Origin of the sequence: Corynebacterium singulare, assembly GCF_000833575.1 — a bacterium.
Classification (GTDB): domain Bacteria; phylum Actinomycetota; class Actinomycetes; order Mycobacteriales; family Mycobacteriaceae; genus Corynebacterium; species Corynebacterium singulare.
The window spans coordinates 925,459-944,936 of the sequence record NZ_CP010827.1 but is presented as its reverse complement, the minus strand read 5'-3'; the positions used below and the strand labels follow the sequence as shown (position 1 = coordinate 944,936).

Genomic DNA, 19,478 nt, shown 5'->3' with positions numbered 1-19,478 from the left:
TCTAGCCTTCCTTGCTGTTGTTGCAGTTGTTACAGCTCAATGGTCAGCGCCGCATCCTGCGCGCGGGATGCCCGCAGGACAGTGACGATGAGTTCTCTTTCGACCACTTTGATGCGCTCGTGCAGGCTGGCTTCGTCATCTTCAGGCAGCACTCGCACGGGTTCTTGGGCGATGATGGCGCCAGTATCGACACCGGCATCAACAAAGTGGACTGTGGAGCCTGTGACCTTGGCACCGTAAGCCAGCGCGTCGCGCACGCCGTGCGCGCCCTTGAAGGCAGGCAACAACGCCGGGTGGGTGTTGATGGTGCGACCTTCGAAGCGGTCCAGAAAATCCTTCCCCAGAATCTTCATAAATCCCGCAGAAACAACAATGTCTGGCTGCGCAGCATCTACTGCAGCAACCAGACTCTTATTCCATTCGGCACGGTCAGCACCCATTTCCACGACCTCGGTGGCGATTCCCGCCGCCTGTGCGCGTTCGATGCCCTTACAGGGCACGTCCGCGATGACTTTGACTACGCCGTAGTGTTCGTCCTGACCATCGAGGATGGCCTGCAGCAAGGAGCCGGTTCCAGAAACGAGAACCACGACGTTGAGGCGGGCAGAAGTAGCGGGCTGGTGCGGTGTAGTCACGCGCTACAGCCTAGCCGCTGCGAAGCCTAAACAGGGAATGTCTTACTCCTTAGTGGGGTCCGAGTGCACGTGCTTGGCGACGTCCCCCTCATCACCCTCATCACTCACGCCACCGTGGTCCTCGTCCGCATCACTGATTTCTGGAGCTTCCGGTGTCTCATCCTCCGCCGGTGTCTCATCCTCCTCCGGCTCCTCAGGGTCTAGTGCTTCCTCAGGGTCTGCCGCTGCTTCAGCGTCATCAGTCTCATCAGCGAGCATGGCGGATACAGGCACTGCAGTCGCGGCTTCAGAATCAACTTCGGCCTCGACCACATCAGGTTCAATAGATTCAGACGACTCAGTGGACTCAGTAGAGTCAGCTGCGACGGTCCCTGTTGTGGTCTCTGTTGTCGCAGTGGGCACCGCAGCATTCTCGACATCGGCCTTGACGCCGGCAGTCTTGGCTTCGGTTCCATCACCGCGACGCCAGGCCATCAACGCATTAGCCGCGGCGAAGCCGACCCCCACGACAAGGCACCACAGTGCGCTGAGCCCCACCGCAGTCCAGAGCTCGGGACCGGTATAGCCGTAGGCCCCAAGGGTGCCGGAGACACCGTAAACGGCAGCCAACGCAGCAAGGGCAGCAACCACAGCCGCAGTGACGGCCACCTGGAAGTTCACCAACGCTCGGCGACGAGCAAAGGCCACAGCAGCAGCCAGAGCGGGCAGTGCAAGGAGAACCACAGCCCAGGAGCTAACGCTCGGAGGCACGGCGGCTGCCAGCGGCAACGGCGGCAAAGGCACCATATGACTGCTAAACAGGCTCACGCTACTCTCCGGCCCGATGTGCAGTTCCGAACCGCTCAGCACGGAACCCGCGGCCACGACGGCGTTAGGCAGGTACAGAATGCTCACAAAAATCAGTCCGGCGGTCCCCAGGGCATCAAGCGCCGGATACTGCGCCAGCATCTCAGCCTGTCGCGGCCACCCCAGAGCCCACAGGACAACAACGAGGACGAAACCACTGACGACGAGGTATCCGAGGTAGCTGAGACCGATGCGGGAGGCGTCGACAAGCACGTGCGGCACCCCGCCCCGCTTAGCCAGCGCCTTCCACAGACGCGTGCCCATACCTCCGATGAGCGCTGCTGAATGCAGGAGAAGCATGCGCGGAAGCACCACATAAAGCGCCGGTGGGGACACGTCATAGGCCTTACCAGCGTCCCACAGCATCAGCCAGGCCAGACATGTCAAGACGAGCGGTACGGCAAAGACACAGCCGGTGAGGACAATCAGATCATTAATACTGACTTTGTCCTTAATCGCTGTGCGCACGCGGGACCCCACCAACCAGGCCAGCAGCACCGCAGGTAAGGCCGGCAAGAAACCAAGATCAACGCCTCCAGCACGAATTGGCGCGAGGTTAAAGACCATCCAGGCTTCCGCCACGATGGTGTTGAACCATGCGGATGGCGAGCTCGTCAGCAACAGCGCGGCGATGACCACGACAATAATGCCCAGCACCACCACCAGATTGGGGACGGCAACCACCATGAGCATGCGGCGGATACGCTCCCGCAGCGTCGTAGGCCCCTGGGCGCGGCGCGCCTTAGCCTTAGCGGACTCCACCCCTTTAATTCGCTGAGCAGGCGCGCGGCGATCGCGGCGGGAAGAACGCTTGGAACGCTCGCCATCCTGGCCATGTCCACGCACCTGAGTGCGCGGCCGGGTTGCCGACCGTGACTGGGGACTCGTTTTCTTATTCATTGGCGTCCACTTTGCCACGCCCTACTCCCCCAACAGGGGTGGCGCGGCGGGGCTAGACCCAAATGATCGCTTGGCCGCAGGTGGTGGCCGAGAAGCCACACAGAGACAGCCCACACAAACAGCAAAATCTCAGCCCACAGACACAAGCTCTCAGGTAAATGCAAATATTCTTGCACTACCCCGTTGGGCAGTCACACTCATCACAACAATTAGCTTCAGTACCATTACTATTAGGATGTACGGCACTTACACAAGAAAAACCGCAAACTGGGTTGCTCTAACTTTCCTGAGACGCTACTGTTACATCTCGTTGGTAACAGGAAGGTCACAATCGGATAACCAACCGGCCGAGAACGTAACGTTGACGCCGGATGGACGATGGTGAATGAAGACGGAAGAAGAGTTCATGCGAATCAAGACTCAGCGGAGCGCAGGTCGCCACCGCAAGATCACCACCTCGCAGACCACGAAGGGGCGCATTGCAGTCGTCACCGTCGCTGCTGGCGCCGTGTCCACCGCAGGTGTCGGCGGCGCAGCCGCAGGCACCATTCAGTCCGGCGGCACTGAGGAGACTAAGACCCAGCCCATCGACTACGCCCTTCAGGCAGATACCGATCCGCTGAAGGACGTTCAGACGTCCATCGAGGATGCCGCACCCCAGATTCTCGCCATCGCCGAGTCTAAGCCGGTTGCAGATCTCTCCGCACAGCTCGACAAGGCCATCCAGGCCGCCAATGCCCGCGCCGCGGCCGATGAGGCCAACCGTGCGCCTTCCGTCGCTCGCCCGGCCGAGGGTGTATTCACCTCTGGCTTCGGCACGCGCTGGGGCTCCTTCCACTCTGGCATCGATATCGCTAACGCAGTCGGCACTCCCATCCTTTCCGTCATGGACGGCACCGTCATCGACTCCGGCCCGGCTTCCGGCTTCGGCCAGTGGATCCGCATCAAGCACGATGATGGCTCCATGAGCGTCTACGGCCACATGCAGACCCTCGACGTTGCTGTGGGCGAGCGCGTGCATGCCGGCCAGAAGATTGCAGGCATGGGTTCCGAGGGCTTTTCCACCGGCTCCCACCTTCACTTCGAAATTCACCCCACGGGTGAAGGCGCCGTAGATCCGATTCCGTGGCTGGCAGAGCGCGGAGTCGTCATCTCCTAGAACCCCAACTCTTCTCAACCTTCCACCAGCCCCGGCGGCTCAGAGCACTCACGCTCTGGGCCGCCTTTGGCGTTAAAGCCTCCCCTCCGCCGCGCCTCGCAGAAGATCTCACCCCGGGGCCAAAGCATTACCCCCAGCTAATACACCCTTGACTCGACTGATGGTTACCCGGTAACTTACCGGGTATGCAACGCATTTTAGTGATAACTCCCCCCGGGAGGTGACCATGTCCGTAAAACATTCCGTCCTCGCATTACTCAGTGAGGAACCCGCCACCGCCAGCCGAATCAAGACCCGCTTTGCTGAGTCCTTTGATGACCTCTGGCCGCTCAACATGGGCCAAATTGCCCAGACCTTGAGCCGCCTCGAGCGCGACGGCCTCATCACCGTCGACGGCGAAGTTACCGGCCCCACTGGGCGGCGTTCCACGAGTTACGCCCTTACTGACGCCGGCCGAGACGAGCTAGCCGGTTGGTGGACGTCAACAACCAACAAAGACGCTATCGAGCGCGACGAACTCGTCCTCAAAGTAACGCTTGCCGCACGGCGCTCCGATGTGGACGTCATTGCTGTGCTGGACGCCCAGCGCTTCGCCACCGTCCGCCAGCTCCGCGAGCTCAACCGCCAGGCCGCTGAACTCCCCGCGGAACGCAGCGCCCAGCGCCTCGCCGTCGAACGCCACATTTTCGACCTCGAATCCCTCTCACGCTGGCTCGACCGCGTGGAATCCCTCGCCAACCCATCCACCCCCACCGATACTGAGGAGGCCCCACAATGACTCCCACCTCTGTGCCAGCAACACAGCACCTGCCCTTCCCGCTCGAGCTGGAGAACATCACTTGTGTCTTCGGCAGCGGCGCTCGCCAGGTCACCGCACTGGACTCAGTCAACCTCCAACTCTCCCCCGGCGAACTCGTCGCGGTCATGGGGCCGTCCGGTTCTGGCAAGTCCACTCTGCTCAATGTCGCGGGGCTCTTGCAGCCACCCACATCGGGCCGCGTGCTTCTCGACGGCGCCGACGCCTCCCACCTCTCCAAGGCCAAGGCTGCGCTGGCTAGGCGCCGCCATGTCGGCTTGGTATTTCAGCACTTTAACCTGGTGTCGTCCCTGACCGTGGGTGAGAACGTTGCTCTACCCCTTGAGCTGGATGGACTTTCACCGTCACAATGCCGCGATGCTGCAGAGGAAGCATTAAGCGAGGTGGGCCTCGACGGCACCATTGACCGCTTCCCCGAGGAAATCTCCGGCGGCCAAGCTCAGCGTGTCGCCATTGCTCGCGCGCTCATCGGGCCACGCAAGGTGCTGCTCGCTGATGAGCCGACGGGAGCCCTCGATACCGCAACGAGTGAGGACATCATGAAGGTACTGCGCTCCCGCATCGACGCCGGGGCTTCTGGGCTGCTCGTTACCCACGAGCCGCGCTTTGCCGGCTGGGCCGACCGCGTTGTCATGGTCCGCGACGGCCGCCTCACCGGTGAGGAGGCACGCTAGTATGTCAGCGCTTACCGCCGCTACCCGCCCTACCCGGCGCGACCTATGGCGCCACCCGTGGCGCACATGTGCCGCCATCATCCTTATCGCACTACCAGTGGCCCTCGTGGTGGGATTCTCCTTGTTCTCGGCGTCCTCCACGTTCAATACTTTCCTTCTGTCACCCGAGCGCAGCATTCAGGTCCGTAGCGACCAGAAGGAGACCACCAACGCTGACGTTCCCGAGCTCGCTTCTGAGATTCTCCCTGAAGGCGCAACCGTCTCGCCTATCACCAGCTTCGCCAACACGTCGGTACTCGTAGGTGACCGGTCTACCAGTTCCTGGTTGGTGCAGTTTGATGCGGAGAATCCACCGGAGAAGGCGCGGGAGGTCGTCGACAAGCTGGGGCTTGGACCAAACGAGATCGTCCTATCGCGCGGCTCTGCCCGCGAGCTCGATGCCGCAGTGGGCGATACCGTGACGTTCCTGGGGCGGTCCATCGACGGCGAGCGCCACGCCACCGTAGCCGCCATCGGGCCAGATAATTTCAGTTTCGTCACCGCCCCTGCCTTAGGAGATCCCCCGGGTCACGCATCGACCAACACTACGTGGGTCATCAACGGCAATGTCCAGCTCACCTCTGAGATGGAGGACGCCGCCGCGCAGCAGGGACTCGACCTGTGGGGCCCCGAGCTAAGCGAATCTCTCCCCGACCAAGCACACGCGCCCACCCCCGGGGAAGCACTAGAAACCGTCGTTTTCTTCGTGTTCTTCGCCAGCGTCTATATCATCGCTGGCCTCCTCATTCTTTTCCTCCTGGCACCTGTATTCACACTCGCCATGGGGCGCAATACGCGCCTTTATGCACTCATGTCCAGTCAAGGAGCAATGCCGCGCCATATCATGCTGGCGGTTATGGCCTACGGTTTCTTCATGGGCATCCTCGGCGCCACGATCGGCTTGACCCTGGGACTGGGTGGCGGATGGCTGGCGTGGACGGCGCGGTACCCGGACTTCCCCGTCCACATGCCATGGGCTGAGGGCATCATTGCCTGGCTCGTCGCAGTCGTGGGATCAGTGGTGGTGTCCATCGTCCCGGCGTGGCTGGCTCAACGCAGCGCCTTGGCCGCGGCTATTCAGGGCGGCGCTCCTGACCGTCTGCTGCGCTTCCGGCCGTGGATGGCCATCGGTCCTGTGGCGTTGCCGCTCCTGTTACTCCTCAGCTTCACCCCGTTTGGCAGGATGTTTTCCGCTCTCATTGTGCTCTTCGGCATGATCGCCATCGCCGGCTCCGCCCCCGCACTAGTTTTCCTCTGCTCAAAGATTGCCCGGCGCGGGCCGTTGACGCTCCGACTTGCAGGTCGCAGCCTGACCCGCCGCAGCATGCATGCATTGCCGACGGCCATCGCCATCGTCGCCGTCTCGTTCGTCGCCACAGTGTTCGGCGTGTCCACCATGACCGAGGACGCCAAGCACCGCGCTGAAGAGCAGATCATCATGCCGAGAACTTCAGCGCTCATCCAGAGTGAAACGTACGGCGATCCTGTGAAGGAATCGAATGAGGCGGAACGCGCGGCTGCCGACGCCGTCATCAACACCGCCCCAGGCTCCACTCACCCCTATTACACGTACCCGTCCTATGGGGGTTACTCCTGGGCAGAGGAAGATCGAGAGATCTACGACCTCAGCACCGAGTTTGATTTTTTGTGCGAGCAAGTTGATATCACCGTGCCGGTTGACAGGGCCGTGTTCATCGACTCGCAAGGACGCCGCACCGATGAATCAGAGGAAGCGCGCGAGGAGTGCGCACACGAGATGATGACGATGTACGTCAGTAACTCGATGATCTCTGATTCCCGCCTCATCCAGGCTGACTCCGCGCAGTTGGACCTGTGGCAGTTCGATACGGAACAGGACCGCCAGGCCGCTGCCCGCACACTCGATGCCGGAGGCATTGTGCTTGCCCACAATTCTCATGTTGGAACGCACACTGAAGGCACGGTGACTGTGGATACGTTCGAGGATTCTTCTGCCAGTGCAAAGACCGACACACGGTCTGCTGACCTGCCCATCACTGAAGCCTTGCCCACCATGGCACGTGACATCGTTCTTGTGAGCCCGCAGGCAGGCGAGGCCTTGGGAATGGAACCGTTCTATGAGGGACGTGCTATTGCTTTAGACGAGGTTCCGGATAACACGACGCGCGAGGAGCTTAGCGACGCCGCCGCCCAAGCCTCCCAGTCCCAGTACTACCTTGCCTGGGCCTCGGGTCCCGTTGAGGACGTTCGCTTCTACCCGGCCCTCGGCATGGGTGTGGTCTGCTTGGTGGTTCTGGCGCTCATCATCGCTAATGCCGCCACGAGCATGCGTCAGGAGAACAACGTGTTCCAGTCCATCGGCGCTGACCCGGGGCTCATGTCACGGGTGTCGGCGTGGCAGACCTGGCTGGTGGCCACCGCAAGCATGCTCTTCGGTGTGCTGGCTGGTCACATTGGCACGTATGTCTTCTGCGATAACCCGCGCTACTTACTCGATCCGCCTTCCTATGCGCTGCGCGGCCAGGACTACTTCGTCCCCGACTGGTGGTCTTTCCTCGCGGTGCTTGTGGTGCCGCTGATCGCTGCAGCCCTTGCCGCCGCCGTGAACCGCACGCGGGAAGGAGCTGCGCTCACAGCTCGTGACCGTAGTGAGAGCAGGTCGTTGACCTAACCGCGTCTGGAACCACCCCAGCTCGCTAGCACGAGCTCGACCCCCCTCTTCGCCTCGGACCACCTCCGGTCCGAGGCACCCCCATTTCATACCCCCATTCTTTAAACCACTACTTTACCCTTGTAACTATCTTCACTTCAGTCACATGCGTAACATGCAGGGCTGTTCGATAATTTTTCGAACAATTCCTGGGTTTACCTGCATTTTTCACATTGCACAGGGGGTCAACCCGGGATAGTTTGTATCTCGTTGCCACACGGACTCACACGATGGCGTTAAGACGCCGGCGTGTCGCTGGCCGCGCGGCGGCACCGCGGTTGTTAGGACCGCAGCCCATCACTCACAGGTTTCATGCTGAGGGCCCTACCTCAGCAGAAGTCGCCGATACAGCTAGCCAGAGCAGTTCATAAGGACGTGAAGTTATGAAGCGCACCCTCTGCGCACTCGCCGCCGTGGCAGTTAGCGCCGCCGCTACCGTCACGGCTCCGGCGTTCGCCGCCGAACCAGCGGCGAGCGTAGATGTCTCCGACGGGTCCTCCAAGGGCACGGTCACTACAGACGTCAACGAAGAGTCCCAGTCCGACCTTTTCAAGGCTTTCACTGGGCTCCTCATCTCCACGGCCGGTGCTTTGAACGGCGCATCCGTCCCCACGGTCAATGCCACTGAGAACGGCTATGACATCGTTCTCGACCCTTCCAGCATTCCCGGCCTCGCGGAGGCCTTCGCCCCTGAGGGCGACCACTCCGGCCTGACCCCTACCCGCGGCCAGGATGCTGACGGCAACATCGTGGTGTTCCCAACGTCCGGTACGTTCACCTCTGGCTTCGGCCCACGCTGGGGTTCCTTCCACAACGGTATCGATGTGGCGAACCCGGTTGGCACCCCGATTTACGCCGTCATGGACGGCGAGGTCATTTCTTCAGGCGCAGCCCAAGGCTTCGGCAACTGGATTCGCATCCAGCACGATGACGGCACCATCACCGTCTACGGCCATATGCCGAGCGACCAGCTCTTGGTCAGCGTAGGCGACCGCGTCGAGGCCGGTGACCAGATTTCCGTCATCGGCAACGAGGGCCACTCCACCGGCCCGCACCTGCACTTCGAGGTTCACCCAGGCGGCGGCGCAGCTGTTGACCCAGTGGAGTGGTTCGACGAGCGCGGCATCCTCATCTAAAGCTTTAGAGCTTTTCCATCGGCACACCGCCGATGAGCATGAGGCGGACTTTGCCCGCTGAACCGAAGTCCACGGTAACCGTTGCGCGCGCACCGGTTCCGGAGGCCTCGATCACCGTGCCCAGCCCGTACTTCGCGTGGTTGACGCGGTCCCCCACAACTAAATTGAGATGGTTATTCTTTGGCATCGACGATGCTGACGCTGGCTTGCGTGAGCGCTGCGAAGGGGAAGACGCAGCGCCCCGCGAGCCATAACCACCCTGGCTGCCACCGCTTCGGGAACGGAAGAATCCGCTCTCGGAGCCAAAGCTACGCCCGTATTGGTAGGAATCATCTCCACCCCACGCGCCGGACAGCGAACTGTCTGGTTCTTCACGGCGCCAGTCGATGAGGTCCTCCGGGACCTCGGCGAGGAAGCGACTGGCCGGGTTCGTCACCGGGTTGCCCCACGACGAACGAAGAATCGCGCGCGTGAGGTAGAGCTGTTCCCGAGCGCGGGTAATACCCACGTAGGCAAGGCGGCGTTCCTCACTGAGCTCTTTCGGGTCACCTAAAGAGCGCATGTGCGGGAACTGGCCGTCCTCCCAGCCGGTGAGGAAGACCACCGGGAATTCCAGGCCCTTTGCAGTGTGCAGAGTCATCAGTGTGACGACTCCGGATTCGTGGTCCGGAATCTGGTCCGCGTCTGCCACGAGCGAGACTTTTTCAAGGAAGGCTTGCAACGAGCCCGGCGCGGCCTCTCCTTCCGCAAGCTCAGGAGTCTCTTGCGCATCCGCCCCCATAAAGGCTATTTGGTTGGCTGCCTCTGAGCTGAATTCACGAGCCACGGACACCAATTCGTTGAGGTTATCCAGACGGGCGCCGTCTTGAGGGTCGTTGGAGTTTTCCAGTTCGGCGCGGTAGCCAGTGGCATCAAGCAGTGCATTCAGCAGCTCCCCTAGGTCCGGCTGGCCGGTGACCTCATTGGTCATGCCCGGCAGCTGTTCACGCACGCCGTCCATCATCTCGTTAAATTTGCTCACCGCATTAACTGCGCGTGTTCCCAGCCCAGCGACTTGTCCTTCCGCAGCGTCCCGCAGAGCAGCACCAAAACTGACACCCAAGTTCTCCGCGTGGAGAGCAATCTGCGCCTGGGCCTTGTCACCGATAGCGCGCTTCGGCACATTAATGATGCGGCGCAGGCTCACGGTGTCATCTGGGTTATCCATAATGCGCAGATAAGCCACGAGGTCTCGAATCTCGCGGCGCTCATAGAAGCGTGTTCCGCCTACCACCTTGTAGGGAATGCCGGAACGTACGAACACGTCCTCAAGCGCACGGGAAGCATTATTCGTGCGGTACATGATCGCAATATCGGAATAGGACTTCCCCTTATCCGCAAGAGAATCGATTTCAGAAGCGATATAGCGAGCTTCATCGTGCTCGTTATCCGCCACGTAGCCCACAATCTGCTCGCCTTCGCCGTGTGCCGTCCACAGATTCTTCTTGCGGCGGCCCTCATTCTTGGCAATGACAGCATTCGCTGCATTCAAGATGGTCTGGGTCGAGCGGTAATTCTGCTCCAGAAGAATCGTGTGCGCTTGCGGGTAATCACGCTCGAATTCTTGGATATTACGGATCGTGGCTCCGCGGAAGGCATAAATGGACTGATCGGAATCACCCACCACACACAATTCAGGAGCATCATGGGGAAGCTCTCCCCTTCCTACCAAAGCAGAGACGAGAGCGTACTGCGCGTGGTTGGTGTCCTGGTATTCGTCGATAAGCACATGCTTAAAGCGCCGACGATAGAACTCCACCACCTGCGGGTGCTGGTTAAAAATACGCACGACCTCACCAATGAGGTCATCGAAGTCCACCGAATTCGCCGCGCGCAGGCGGCGTTGATACTCCTCGAATACCTTCGCCACAGTGAGTTCGAAGGGATTCTTCGTCTTCTCCGCTTCAGCGCGTGCCTCCTCTGGAGAGATAAGTTCATTCTTGCGGTTCGAAATTTGATTAGCCAGAACGCGAGCAGAGTACTTCTTAAGGTCCAGCTGCATGTCTTTGGCAATCATGGTGAGCAACCGGCGCGCATCATCGCCGTCATAAATGGTGAAGTTCGTATTCAGCCCCGGCACGAGCTGCGCATTGTTGCGCAGGATGCGTACACAAATGGAGTGGAACGTAGACACCCACATGCGCTCAGCCACCGGGCCGACGAGCTGGCCGACGCGCTCCTTCATCTCTGCAGCTGCCTTGTTGGTAAAGGTGATAGCGAGAATCTGCCAAGGAGCTACCCCGCGCGAGCGCATAAGAAAGGCGATGCGTCGCGTCAACACTGCCGTCTTGCCGGATCCTGCACCGGCAACAATAAGCAGCGGCGAGCCAGAGTGGGTTACGGCCTCTGCCTGCTGTGGGTTAAGTCCTTCCAGCAGTGGATCAACGCCCATTTCCGGCTCTTCTGGTTCCGGTTCCGGCTCCATTGGTGGCTCCGCCGGCAGACCAAACAAGGCATCGTCAGCGGCAGGCTCCGACGGCGCAGGGCTAAACGGTGAAGAGGACTGTGGCGCGGAGGGACGAGGGCTAAAAGGAGATTCGTTGTTCATAATGCTCTCCAACCTACTAGCCCCGCTGGACATTCCCCGTAAACCACATGTCACCTGCACCAACCACGGAACCACCAGAAGCGATTCCTTTTTGTTTGGCGGGGTGGCAAAATCTGATGGCATGAGCTCTTCACATGCTGATTCCTCCTCCGCAAGCGTGAACCCGGAGCACCACGACCCCAATGTCGTGGACAACGGGCTGAACATCCGCATGCCGTCCGGCACGGACGATCCCTTGAGCGACGCCGAAATTCAGCGCTACCGCGAGGAAATCAACCGCCTCGACCGCGTCATCCTTGATGCCATCAAGCGCCGCACAGATATTTCCCGCACAATAGGTAAGACTCGCATGAGCTCTGGCGGCACCCGCCTGGTACATACCCGCGAGATCGCCATTCTCAATGAGTTCCGCGATGAACTAGGCGAGGAAGGCCCCTCCATTGCCTCCGCTTTGCTTCGATTAGGTCGCGGCAAGCTGGGCTAGACCCGCCGGACAGGACCGCTCAACAATGAAAATTCTCTCTCGCATTCTCTCTACAGTCACCGCAGCTGCCATCGCTGCGAGCCTCTGGGCTCCTGCAGCACAGGCCCAGTTGGGCTTGGCGCAGCTCAGCTCAGGGTCATCGCAGCTTGATATAGGTGGCCTCGCTGATGCCTTGGCTCCCACAGGGGATGGCAGCATCTCGCTTCCAGGAAACCTGCAGCCGGAGATTTATGTCGCCGACCGGAATGCTGCTCAGTACTTCACCAACGCTGGACGCGTCGAGCCTGGATCTGCAATCTACAACCACGACGAACAGAAGAAATGCTCTGCAGGTCATATTGTGGGCGATGGGCACAACGTTTTTGTTGTCACCGCTGGGCACTGCGGCAATCCCGGACACCGCTTCTTTTACCGTGACCGCGCGGGGAAACCAGTGTTTTTCGGTCAGATGACCGTAGAGACCAAGAACACCAACCGGGACGGTCTTATCTCTTCTCCTGACATCGGCCTCATTCAGATCACCAACCCCGCCGCGGAGTACTCGGCGACACCAGCGCTCAATGGCAAGGTCAATGGTTGGTTGTCCCTCGAACAAGTCGATCGGATAAAGCCAACTATCTGTCGCATTGGTGCTACCCGCGGGTACTCCTGCGGCAATTACCTCACTGCGAAACCAGAGATCGGTGCCTTCTTCTTCGGAAACGACGGCTACTTCGGTGATAGTGGCGGAGCAGTCTATGCGCTCATTGATGGTCAGTACTACCCCGTGGGTATCTACTCCGGCTCTCTGACCACAGATAATCGGATTACGATGGCTATGGAATTAGGCCACATCATGAATCACTTCGGGCTCAAGGTCTATTCCTAAGAATCAGCCCTGCGTTTAAGGTCACTGTGGGGATCCGCCACCTCGTCAACTGTGTCGTCACACTCTCAAACTTTTCGGTGTGCCCCGTGGACAGCCGCGGACTGCTCCCCAACTGAGAACAGAGGCATTCAGCATGCGCTAAGCTCGCGGCATGCGCCTTCCCTCCCGCCTCGCGGCCTCTCTCATCGCGATCACCTCCGCCGTAGCGCTCAGTGCCTGTGGCAGCTCTTCTTCCACGGTCGCAACGATTACCACGACTACGCTGAACCTTCCGGGTGCAGGCGCCGGCCTGGAGGGCCGCGCCCCTGATAATGAGCAGCACCCCGATACGCAGGCCTCGGAGAAAGGCTCGGACAAGGTCCTCGATGGCGACGCTTTGTGGGATAATACCACCGAAATCCCCCAAGCCGAGCGCCCCGAACCACGCGTTGACCTAGCTCAGCCCGAAGCAGCCGAATACTTCATGACGGCAGGAGTGCTAACCCCGGGGGTTGCAATCTACAATCTCGACAATGACGGACGCTGTTCCGCAGGCCATTTTGCGGGTGACGGCCAACGCCTCTTTATTCTCACCGCAGGCCACTGCGGCGATAAGGGCGATACGTTCTATTACAACGACACCGCCGGAAACCGCGTCAAGATTGGTGAGATGGTGCTCGAAGCACGCAACACCAACACCGAACAGATCAACTCCGCCGATATCGGCTTGATCGAAGTTTCAAATCCCGCAGCCAAGGTATCCACATCCCCGGCTCTCAACGCACCGTTGATCGGTTGGATGAGCCTTGACGAAGTCGACCTAGCACACCCCACCATCTGCCGCGCCGGGTCCACGCGAGGAGTGTCTTGTGGTAACTACATTGGGCGAGATGCTGACCAGGGGTTGTTTGCCTTCGGTAACGACAGCGACCGTGGAGACAGCGGCGGCCCCGTCTACGCCGTCATCGATAACGAGCTCTACGCCGTGGGCGTCATGTCATACGTCGTTGATGAGCCCGATAACCAGAAAGCCGGCGCCATGGAAATCGGCAACACAATGCAGCATTTTGGTCTTACCCTCTACATCTAACTCCCCCGGCAGCGTCGCGCGTTCTGGACTACGGTAGAAACAGTAAGTTTCATGTCTGCTACCTGCCAGAAAGGCTTTTGCAATGGACATCACCGCACAGCCGCAGTGGGCCGCGCTCAGCTCGCTCTTTGAAGAGAAGAAGGACCTCAATCTGCGCGAGCTCTTCGCCTCCTCACCCTCCCGCGCCGCCGACTATTCCTTCGATGCCGCAGACCTGCATGTGGATCTGTCGAAGAACCTCATTGATGAGGAGGTCGTCGCCAAGCTTGTGGACCTTGCCCGCGCTGCCGACGTCGAGGGCCGCCGCGACGCCATGTTCGGCGGCGAGCACCTCAACAACACCGAGGACCGCGCCGTCCTCCACACCGCACTGCGCCTGCCCGTGGAGAAGGATCTCAGCGTCGATGGCCAGGACGTGGCTGCCGACGTCCACGAGGTCCTCGGCCGCATGCGTGATTTCGCCACTGCCCTACGCTCCGGCACCTGGCTGGGGCACACCGGCCACACCATCAAGAAGGTCGTCAACATTGGCATTGGCGGCTCCGACTTGGGCCCAGCCATGGCTGCCAAGGCCCTGCGTTCTTATGAGGTCGCGGGTATTAGCGCGGAGTTTGTCTCCAACGTTGACCCGGCGGATCTTGCTGCGACTCTCGACGGCCTCGATGCCGGCTCCACCCTCTTCATCGTGGCCTCCAAGACCTTCACCACCCAGGAAACCTTGGCCAACGCTCATGCCGCTCGCCGCTGGCTCATCGAGCAGTTTGATGGCGATGAGTCCACCGTGGCCAAGCACTTCGTTGCCGTTTCCACCAACGCGGAGAAGGTCGCCGAATTTGGCATCGATCCGAAGAACATGTTCGGCTTCTGGAACTGGGTGGGCGGCCGCTACTCCGTCGATTCTGCTATCGGCCTGTCGCTGATGTGCACCATCGGACCGATGGACTTCATGCGATTCCTCGAGGGCTTCCATGCCATGGACGAGCACTTCCGCACCGCACCGCTGGAGCAAAACGTTCCGGTTCTCATGGGTCTACTGGGCGTGTGGTACTCCAATTTCTTCGACGCTCAGACTCACGCAGTGCTGCCCTACTCCGAGGACCTCGGCCGGTTCCCGGCTTACCTGCAGCAGCTGACCATGGAGTCCAACGGTAAGTCCGTGCGTCGCGATGGCACCCCCGTGACCACCGGCACCGGTGAGATCTACTGGGGCGAGCCGGGCACCAACGGTCAGCACGCCTTCTTCCAGCTGATGCACCAAGGTACCCGCCTCATCCCGGCGGACTTCATCGGCTTTGCCCGCCCGAAGGAGGACTTCCCCACCGCCGACGGCACCGGCTCGATGCATGACTTGCTCATGGGTAACTTCTTCGCGCAGACCAAGGTTTTGGCCTTTGGTAAGACCGCCGAGGAAATTGCGGCTGAGGGCGTAGATCCTGCCGTGGTTCCGCACAAGGTGATGCCGGGCAACCGCCCTACCACCACCATCCTGGCTGAGGAACTGACCCCGCAGACCCTCGGCGCGCTCATCGCGCTCTACGAGCACATCGTGTTCACCCAGGGCATTATCTGGGATGTCAACTCCTTCGACCAGTGGGGCGTGGAACTGGGCAAGCAGCAAGCCAACGACCTGGCACCGGCCGTCTCCGGCAAGGAGGAAGCCGCATCCGGCGACGGTTCCACCGATGCTCTCATCGGTTGGTACCGCAACCACCGCTAAGCACTGCTTGGCGACGTCTCACCAACCCCCGATCGATCAAACGGTCGGGGGTTTATACGTATGAGAGGACTGGATTGTTCTGCGGGATCACCAACGTCGCGGATGCCTCGTGGGGGCGTCCGCGTCGGCGGTGTGGCGTTGGGGGGTTTACCCTGGCCGGGGCAGGTTGTTCTGGGCTTGCTGATAAGCGGCTTGGGTGGTGATTGGTTCTGCCCAGGGCGGGATGTAGCCAACCTCACCGCGCAGGCGGAAGACATAGCCTGCCCCGGTGGGTTTATCCGGGTCATCATCATTAATCCCGTTGTGATAAGCACACAACATCGTTAAATTCGGCGGGTTTGTTTCTCCACCGGCCTTCCACGGCACCAGGTGATGCACCTGGGCAAAATCAGCCGGCTTATTACAGCCTTCCCTCGCACACGTAGGGTGCTCGGCACTGGCCATCATGCGTTGCTCAAACCCAGCGAAGCGTTGCATGCGGTGTAGCCATACCGGCCCGATGGTGGGGTGGATTAGGGTGACGTAGCCGATTTCAGCAAACTTGTAGTTCAAAAACTCAGCCCCGGTCATACGCCCACCGTTGGTTAACTCCAGGACGATGTCGTCACCGTCACCGGAGACAATCTTGTCAAGCTTGTCTAGGGTCACCACCACGCTGGTGAGCACCGCAGGCTTTGTTCCACCGTGGTTGTTGGTGAAGAAGACTTGTTTGCAAGCCTCCAGCAGGTTGGTGTGGTTGATGGATTCTAAGGTGCCGTGCATCTCAGTAATCATCAACGGATCCCCGGTAATAGTCAGCGAGTGCGGGCCTTGCTTACGGTAGGTCATGCGCACCCCAGGTTTCGGCACACGCTTGGGCTTGAGCTCTTTTAGGCGCTTGGTGGCTACTGCTGGGATGTTGTGTGCGTCGGTGCCGGCAAGTCTGAGTCTTAGATTCCAGGCATCCAGCTGATTCTTGAGTTTCGACGTGTAGGACTCGATAAGGCTTAGTGTGGCCACATCGTGGCCTTGGTCTAGGGCACGCGCACGCGCGGTGCGTTGCTTACCAGTGAACTTGGTAGCACCGAAGTAGATGTGGTGCAGGCGTGCTAATTCGGCGGCATCGGCCGGTGCGGCACCGCGTGCGCGTAGGTGTTGTTCTCCTCCTCCCGCTTGCTCCACCAACGTGATCCCCGAGTTGCGGAAGGAGAAATAGGTCTCTAAATCCCCCATGCCAAAGGAGACTAAACCAGTCTCCTCACCTCCGCAACCGCAGAGAAAATCTAGAGCTTGATCATCGATTCCCAGCCGAAGGGAATCTCATCCGAATCGACAATCTTGCGACCGAAGGGGAAGCAGGTTACCGGAATCATCTTCAGGTTGGCCCACGCAACCGGAAGGCCCACGATGGTGACTGCCTGCGCCGCGGCGGTGGTGACGTGACCAATGGCCAGCCACAGGCCGGCGACGAGGAACCAGACAACGTTGGAGAACCGCGACATTCCACCAGTACCCTTGACCGGCTGAATGACGGAGCGCCCAAAGGGCCACAGCGCGAAGTTCGCCATGCGCATCGAGGCCACGCCAGCGGGGATAGTCACGATGGGGATACAGGCCAGGATGCCGAGAAGGAGGTAGCCCAGTGCGAGGACAAGGCCACCAGTTGCCAACCAGATGATGTTCAAAATGATCTTCATACCACCAAGCCTAGCCGCGCGGTTGGCAGTGCGGGCACCACCAGATGACTCGCTCTAGCTCACCGTCGTCGCCGCCGGCGTCCACACCACCCAGCGTGGATTTCTCAATAAGCGTGCCACACCGCCGACAGCGCTGGCGGTTGCGCCCAAAGACGTAGGTGGTCTCCCCTGCTCTCTTCACACCGGTGGTCACGCGCACTGGGGAGTCGCGGTTGGCCCAGATGAGGCGGCGGGAGAGGGTGAGGATCTGGGGGACGTCGGCAAGCGCTACGGGCGTTGCAGGATGGATACCGGCCAGGAAGCAGATTTCTGCGCGATACTCGTTGCCCAATCCCGCCACATTGCGTTGATCCAGGAGTGCCGCGCCAATGCTGCGCTCAGGACGCGACTCGATGCGCCGCACCGCCTCCTCAAAGCCGCCCTCCAACCACTCCGGCGCAAGGATGTCTGGACCCAAGTGCGCCATGCGTTGCTCAAATTCGCGGGCCGGGAAAACCTCGACCAACCCCAGCCAGTGGCCCACCAGCTCGATATCACGCGGTGAATTCTCCATCTGCAGCACCACGCGCGCGCTGTGGCCAGGCTTGTGCCAGCGGTCCCCGGCGTAATGGATGGCCCAGGTGCCCTCCATCTTGAGATGTGTGTGCAGAATCAGCTCGCCACCAAAATCCATGAAGAGGTGCTTGCCATAGGGCCAGACTTCCTCACACACCAGCCCATCGAAACGCACGGTGGCATAGCGCGGCACGCGCACAGAGGAATGCGACACGCGCCGGCCTTCCATAAACTGCAGCCGGTTAGACAGCTGTAGAACGGAATCACCCTCAGGCACAGCAGAACCTCCTCACCAAACGGGTGCCTACTCTACCGGCGTGTGCTGCCCAGTTTCCAACGGCTCCCACGGGGTAATGACGTGCTGTCGCCCAAGATCCTCAATCTTCTTCACACCCAGCAGCTGCAGGGTGTTCTTGAATTCGGCAGCGAGCAGCTCGATGGCGCGGTCGACGCCTTCCTTACCGCCAGCCATCAGACCATAGAGGTAGGCTCGTCCGATGAGGACGAAGTCTGCGCCGAGGGCCAAGGCGATGGCGATGTCCACGCCGGACATGACGCCGGAGTCGTAGATGATCTCTACTTCTGGGCCCACCTCTGCGCGCACGGCCTCAAGGGCCTGGAGTGTGTTGACTACGCGGTCGAGCTGGCGCCCGCCATGGGAGGAAACGACCACTCCGTTAGCGCCCAGGTCGATGACCTTGCGGGCGTCCGCCGGGTTGACGATTCCCTTGACGAAGAGCTTGCCCTTCCACTGCTGGCGTATCCACGCCAGGTCCTCGAAGTTGAGGCCGGGGTCAAACATGGTGTTGACCAGCTCGCCCAAGGTGCCGGTAGTGGACGTGAGGGAGGCGAAAGTGACTGGGTCCGTGGTAAGAAAATTGAACCACCATTCCGGGCGCCACGCGGCGTCGAAGACAGTACCGGCGGTCAGGCGCGGCGGGATGCGCATGCCGTTGCGGGTATCACGCAGGCGCTGGCCTGCCACGGGCGTATCCACGGTGACGACGAGAGTGTCATAGCCGTTCGCGGCAGCGCGGTCCATAAGGTCCTGGCACGCAGCGTGATCTTTCCACAGGTAGAGCTGGAACCAGCGGCGTCCGCTCGTGCTTTGCGACGCCGCCACCTCCTCCACCGAGCGCGTCCCCATCGTGGAGAGCGTAAACGGGATGCCTGCATCGCGCGCGGCTTGGCACCCGGCATCTTCGCCCTCGGCATGCATGAAACGAGTAAAACCGGTTGGGGCAATTCCGAAAGGTAGCGCGGCGGGTTCACCGGCGATCTCGGTGCCGAGGTTGATGTCATGTGCGCCATTGAGCACGTTGGGCATAAGGCGCACATCACGGAAGAAGTCACGGGATTCCCTGTAGCTCACCTCATCGCGGGCGGCACCGTCGACGTAATCGAAGGCAGCCTTCGGCGTGCGGCGCTTGGCAATCCGACGCAGATCCCACACGTCTGCAGCTTCCGCCAGACGGGCGGCTCGGCGGTCAAAGTTGGGAGCCTCGAATCGCATGAGGTTTTTCAGCTCGGTGACGTTGGGCAGTTGGCGCTTTAGCCGCATGGAAAGCACGACTCCTTAAAATCGAATGGTCTATCGTCCTTCCACGTTAGGCCTCGCGCCGAGTCG

At 60.5% G+C, this 19,478-nt stretch carries 16 protein-coding genes; 9 read left to right on the top strand and 7 right to left on the bottom strand.

The features are described 5' to 3' along the window. Positions 1-29: 29 nt before the first annotated feature. Together purN and CSING_RS04375 are read right to left on the bottom strand one after the other, a co-directional pair. Positions 30-635, bottom strand: coding sequence for a phosphoribosylglycinamide formyltransferase (gene purN / locus CSING_RS04380; protein ID WP_042530039.1), 606 nt, complete (start codon positions 633-635; stop codon positions 30-32). Positions 636-677: 42 nt separating this feature from the next. Beyond that, the gene (locus CSING_RS04375) at positions 678-2,381 is read right to left on the bottom strand and encodes a cell division protein PerM (protein WP_144403113.1); all 1,704 of its coding nucleotides are present in this window, start codon (positions 2,379-2,381) and stop codon (positions 678-680) included. 406 nt (positions 2,382-2,787) lie between these two features. On the opposite strand from CSING_RS04375, the gene CSING_RS04370 reads away from it, so the two are divergent. From CSING_RS04370 to CSING_RS04350, 5 genes are all read left to right on the top strand, one after another. After that, positions 2,788-3,540, top strand: a complete 753-nt coding sequence (locus CSING_RS04370) for a M23 family metallopeptidase (RefSeq protein WP_042533138.1) — start codon at positions 2,788-2,790, stop codon at positions 3,538-3,540. A gap of 226 nt (positions 3,541-3,766) precedes the next feature. Next, on the top strand, positions 3,767-4,318 hold the full coding sequence (locus CSING_RS04365; protein WP_042530037.1) for a PadR family transcriptional regulator: 552 nt from the start codon (positions 3,767-3,769) through the stop codon (positions 4,316-4,318). Then, positions 4,315-5,031 carry an ABC transporter ATP-binding protein gene (locus tag CSING_RS04360; protein WP_042530035.1) on the top strand — a complete coding sequence of 239 codons (717 nt, stop codon included), beginning with the start codon at positions 4,315-4,317 and terminating at the stop codon, positions 5,029-5,031. The genes CSING_RS04365 and CSING_RS04360 overlap by 4 nt, the downstream gene beginning before the upstream one ends. A gap of 1 nt (position 5,032) precedes the next feature. Continuing rightward, entirely contained in the window at positions 5,033-7,720 is a 2,688-nt protein-coding gene (locus tag CSING_RS04355) for an FtsX-like permease family protein (protein ID WP_042530033.1), read from the top strand. 422 nt (positions 7,721-8,142) lie between these two features. Next, positions 8,143-8,895 carry a M23 family metallopeptidase gene (locus CSING_RS04350; protein WP_042530032.1) on the top strand — a complete coding sequence of 251 codons (753 nt, stop codon included), beginning with the start codon at positions 8,143-8,145 and terminating at the stop codon, positions 8,893-8,895. Positions 8,896-8,899: 4 nt separating this feature from the next. Here the strand turns inward: CSING_RS04350 and pcrA are convergent, their stop codons facing one another. Continuing rightward, a complete protein-coding gene (pcrA, locus tag CSING_RS04345; protein ID WP_042530030.1) occupies positions 8,900-11,482 on the bottom strand; it encodes a DNA helicase PcrA in 2,583 nt (860 codons plus the stop codon). Between the two features lie 211 nt (positions 11,483-11,693). Here pcrA and CSING_RS04340 point away from each other — a divergent pair, with 211 nt between their 5' ends. From CSING_RS04340 to pgi, 4 genes are all read left to right on the top strand, one after another. Then, positions 11,694-11,966 (top strand): chorismate mutase, encoded by a 273-nt coding sequence (locus tag CSING_RS04340; RefSeq protein WP_231913944.1) that lies wholly within the window; start codon positions 11,694-11,696, stop codon positions 11,964-11,966. A 25-nt stretch (positions 11,967-11,991) separates the two neighbouring features. Continuing rightward, positions 11,992-12,834: a chymotrypsin family serine protease gene (locus tag CSING_RS04335; RefSeq protein WP_042530027.1), complete on the top strand. Its 843-nt coding sequence runs from the start codon at positions 11,992-11,994 to the stop codon at positions 12,832-12,834. Between the two features lie 151 nt (positions 12,835-12,985). Next, positions 12,986-13,903 carry a trypsin-like serine protease gene (locus CSING_RS04330; protein WP_042530025.1) on the top strand — a complete coding sequence of 306 codons (918 nt, stop codon included), beginning with the start codon at positions 12,986-12,988 and terminating at the stop codon, positions 13,901-13,903. Positions 13,904-13,985: 82 nt separating this feature from the next. After that, positions 13,986-15,620, top strand: a complete 1,635-nt coding sequence (gene pgi, locus CSING_RS04325) for a glucose-6-phosphate isomerase (protein ID WP_042530024.1) — start codon at positions 13,986-13,988, stop codon at positions 15,618-15,620. Positions 15,621-15,767: 147 nt separating this feature from the next. Here the strand turns inward: pgi and CSING_RS04320 are convergent, their stop codons facing one another. The 4 genes from CSING_RS04320 to CSING_RS04305 are packed head-to-tail and all read right to left on the bottom strand — an operon-like array spanning position 15,768 to position 19,412. Next, on the bottom strand, positions 15,768-16,832 hold the full coding sequence (locus CSING_RS04320) for an HNH endonuclease signature motif containing protein (RefSeq protein WP_042530022.1): 1,065 nt from the start codon (positions 16,830-16,832) through the stop codon (positions 15,768-15,770). Positions 16,833-16,882: 50 nt separating this feature from the next. Continuing rightward, a complete protein-coding gene (locus CSING_RS04315) occupies positions 16,883-17,296 on the bottom strand; it encodes a YccF domain-containing protein (RefSeq protein ID WP_042530020.1) in 414 nt (137 codons plus the stop codon). Between the two features lie 10 nt (positions 17,297-17,306). Further along, the gene (locus CSING_RS04310) at positions 17,307-18,128 is read right to left on the bottom strand and encodes a DNA-formamidopyrimidine glycosylase family protein (protein WP_042530018.1); all 822 of its coding nucleotides are present in this window, start codon (positions 18,126-18,128) and stop codon (positions 17,307-17,309) included. Positions 18,129-18,155: 27 nt separating this feature from the next. Beyond that, entirely contained in the window at positions 18,156-19,412 is a 1,257-nt protein-coding gene (locus CSING_RS04305) for an alpha-hydroxy acid oxidase (RefSeq protein ID WP_042530016.1), read from the bottom strand. Between the last annotated feature and the right edge of the window lie 66 nt (positions 19,413-19,478).

Coding starts and splice junctions, on each gene's coding strand:
- CSING_RS04375 (WP_144403113.1), bottom strand. CDS start 2,381: ATGAATAAGAAAACGAGTCCCCAGTCACGGTCGGCAACCCGGCCGCGC.
- CSING_RS04370 (WP_042533138.1), top strand. CDS start 2,788: ATGCGAATCAAGACTCAGCGGAGCGCAGGTCGCCACCGCAAGATCACC.
- CSING_RS04365 (WP_042530037.1), top strand. CDS start 3,767: ATGTCCGTAAAACATTCCGTCCTCGCATTACTCAGTGAGGAACCCGCC.
- CSING_RS04360 (WP_042530035.1), top strand. CDS start 4,315: ATGACTCCCACCTCTGTGCCAGCAACACAGCACCTGCCCTTCCCGCTC.
- CSING_RS04355 (WP_042530033.1), top strand. CDS start 5,033: ATGTCAGCGCTTACCGCCGCTACCCGCCCTACCCGGCGCGACCTATGG.
- CSING_RS04350 (WP_042530032.1), top strand. CDS start 8,143: ATGAAGCGCACCCTCTGCGCACTCGCCGCCGTGGCAGTTAGCGCCGCC.
- pcrA (WP_042530030.1), bottom strand. CDS start 11,482: ATGAACAACGAATCTCCTTTTAGCCCTCGTCCCTCCGCGCCACAGTCC.
- CSING_RS04340 (WP_231913944.1), top strand. CDS start 11,694: ATGCCGTCCGGCACGGACGATCCCTTGAGCGACGCCGAAATTCAGCGC.
- CSING_RS04335 (WP_042530027.1), top strand. CDS start 11,992: ATGAAAATTCTCTCTCGCATTCTCTCTACAGTCACCGCAGCTGCCATC.
- CSING_RS04330 (WP_042530025.1), top strand. CDS start 12,986: ATGCGCCTTCCCTCCCGCCTCGCGGCCTCTCTCATCGCGATCACCTCC.
- pgi (WP_042530024.1), top strand. CDS start 13,986: ATGGACATCACCGCACAGCCGCAGTGGGCCGCGCTCAGCTCGCTCTTT.
- CSING_RS04320 (WP_042530022.1), bottom strand. CDS start 16,832: ATGGGGGATTTAGAGACCTATTTCTCCTTCCGCAACTCGGGGATCACG.
- CSING_RS04315 (WP_042530020.1), bottom strand. CDS start 17,296: ATGAAGATCATTTTGAACATCATCTGGTTGGCAACTGGTGGCCTTGTC.
- CSING_RS04305 (WP_042530016.1), bottom strand. CDS start 19,412: ATGCGGCTAAAGCGCCAACTGCCCAACGTCACCGAGCTGAAAAACCTC.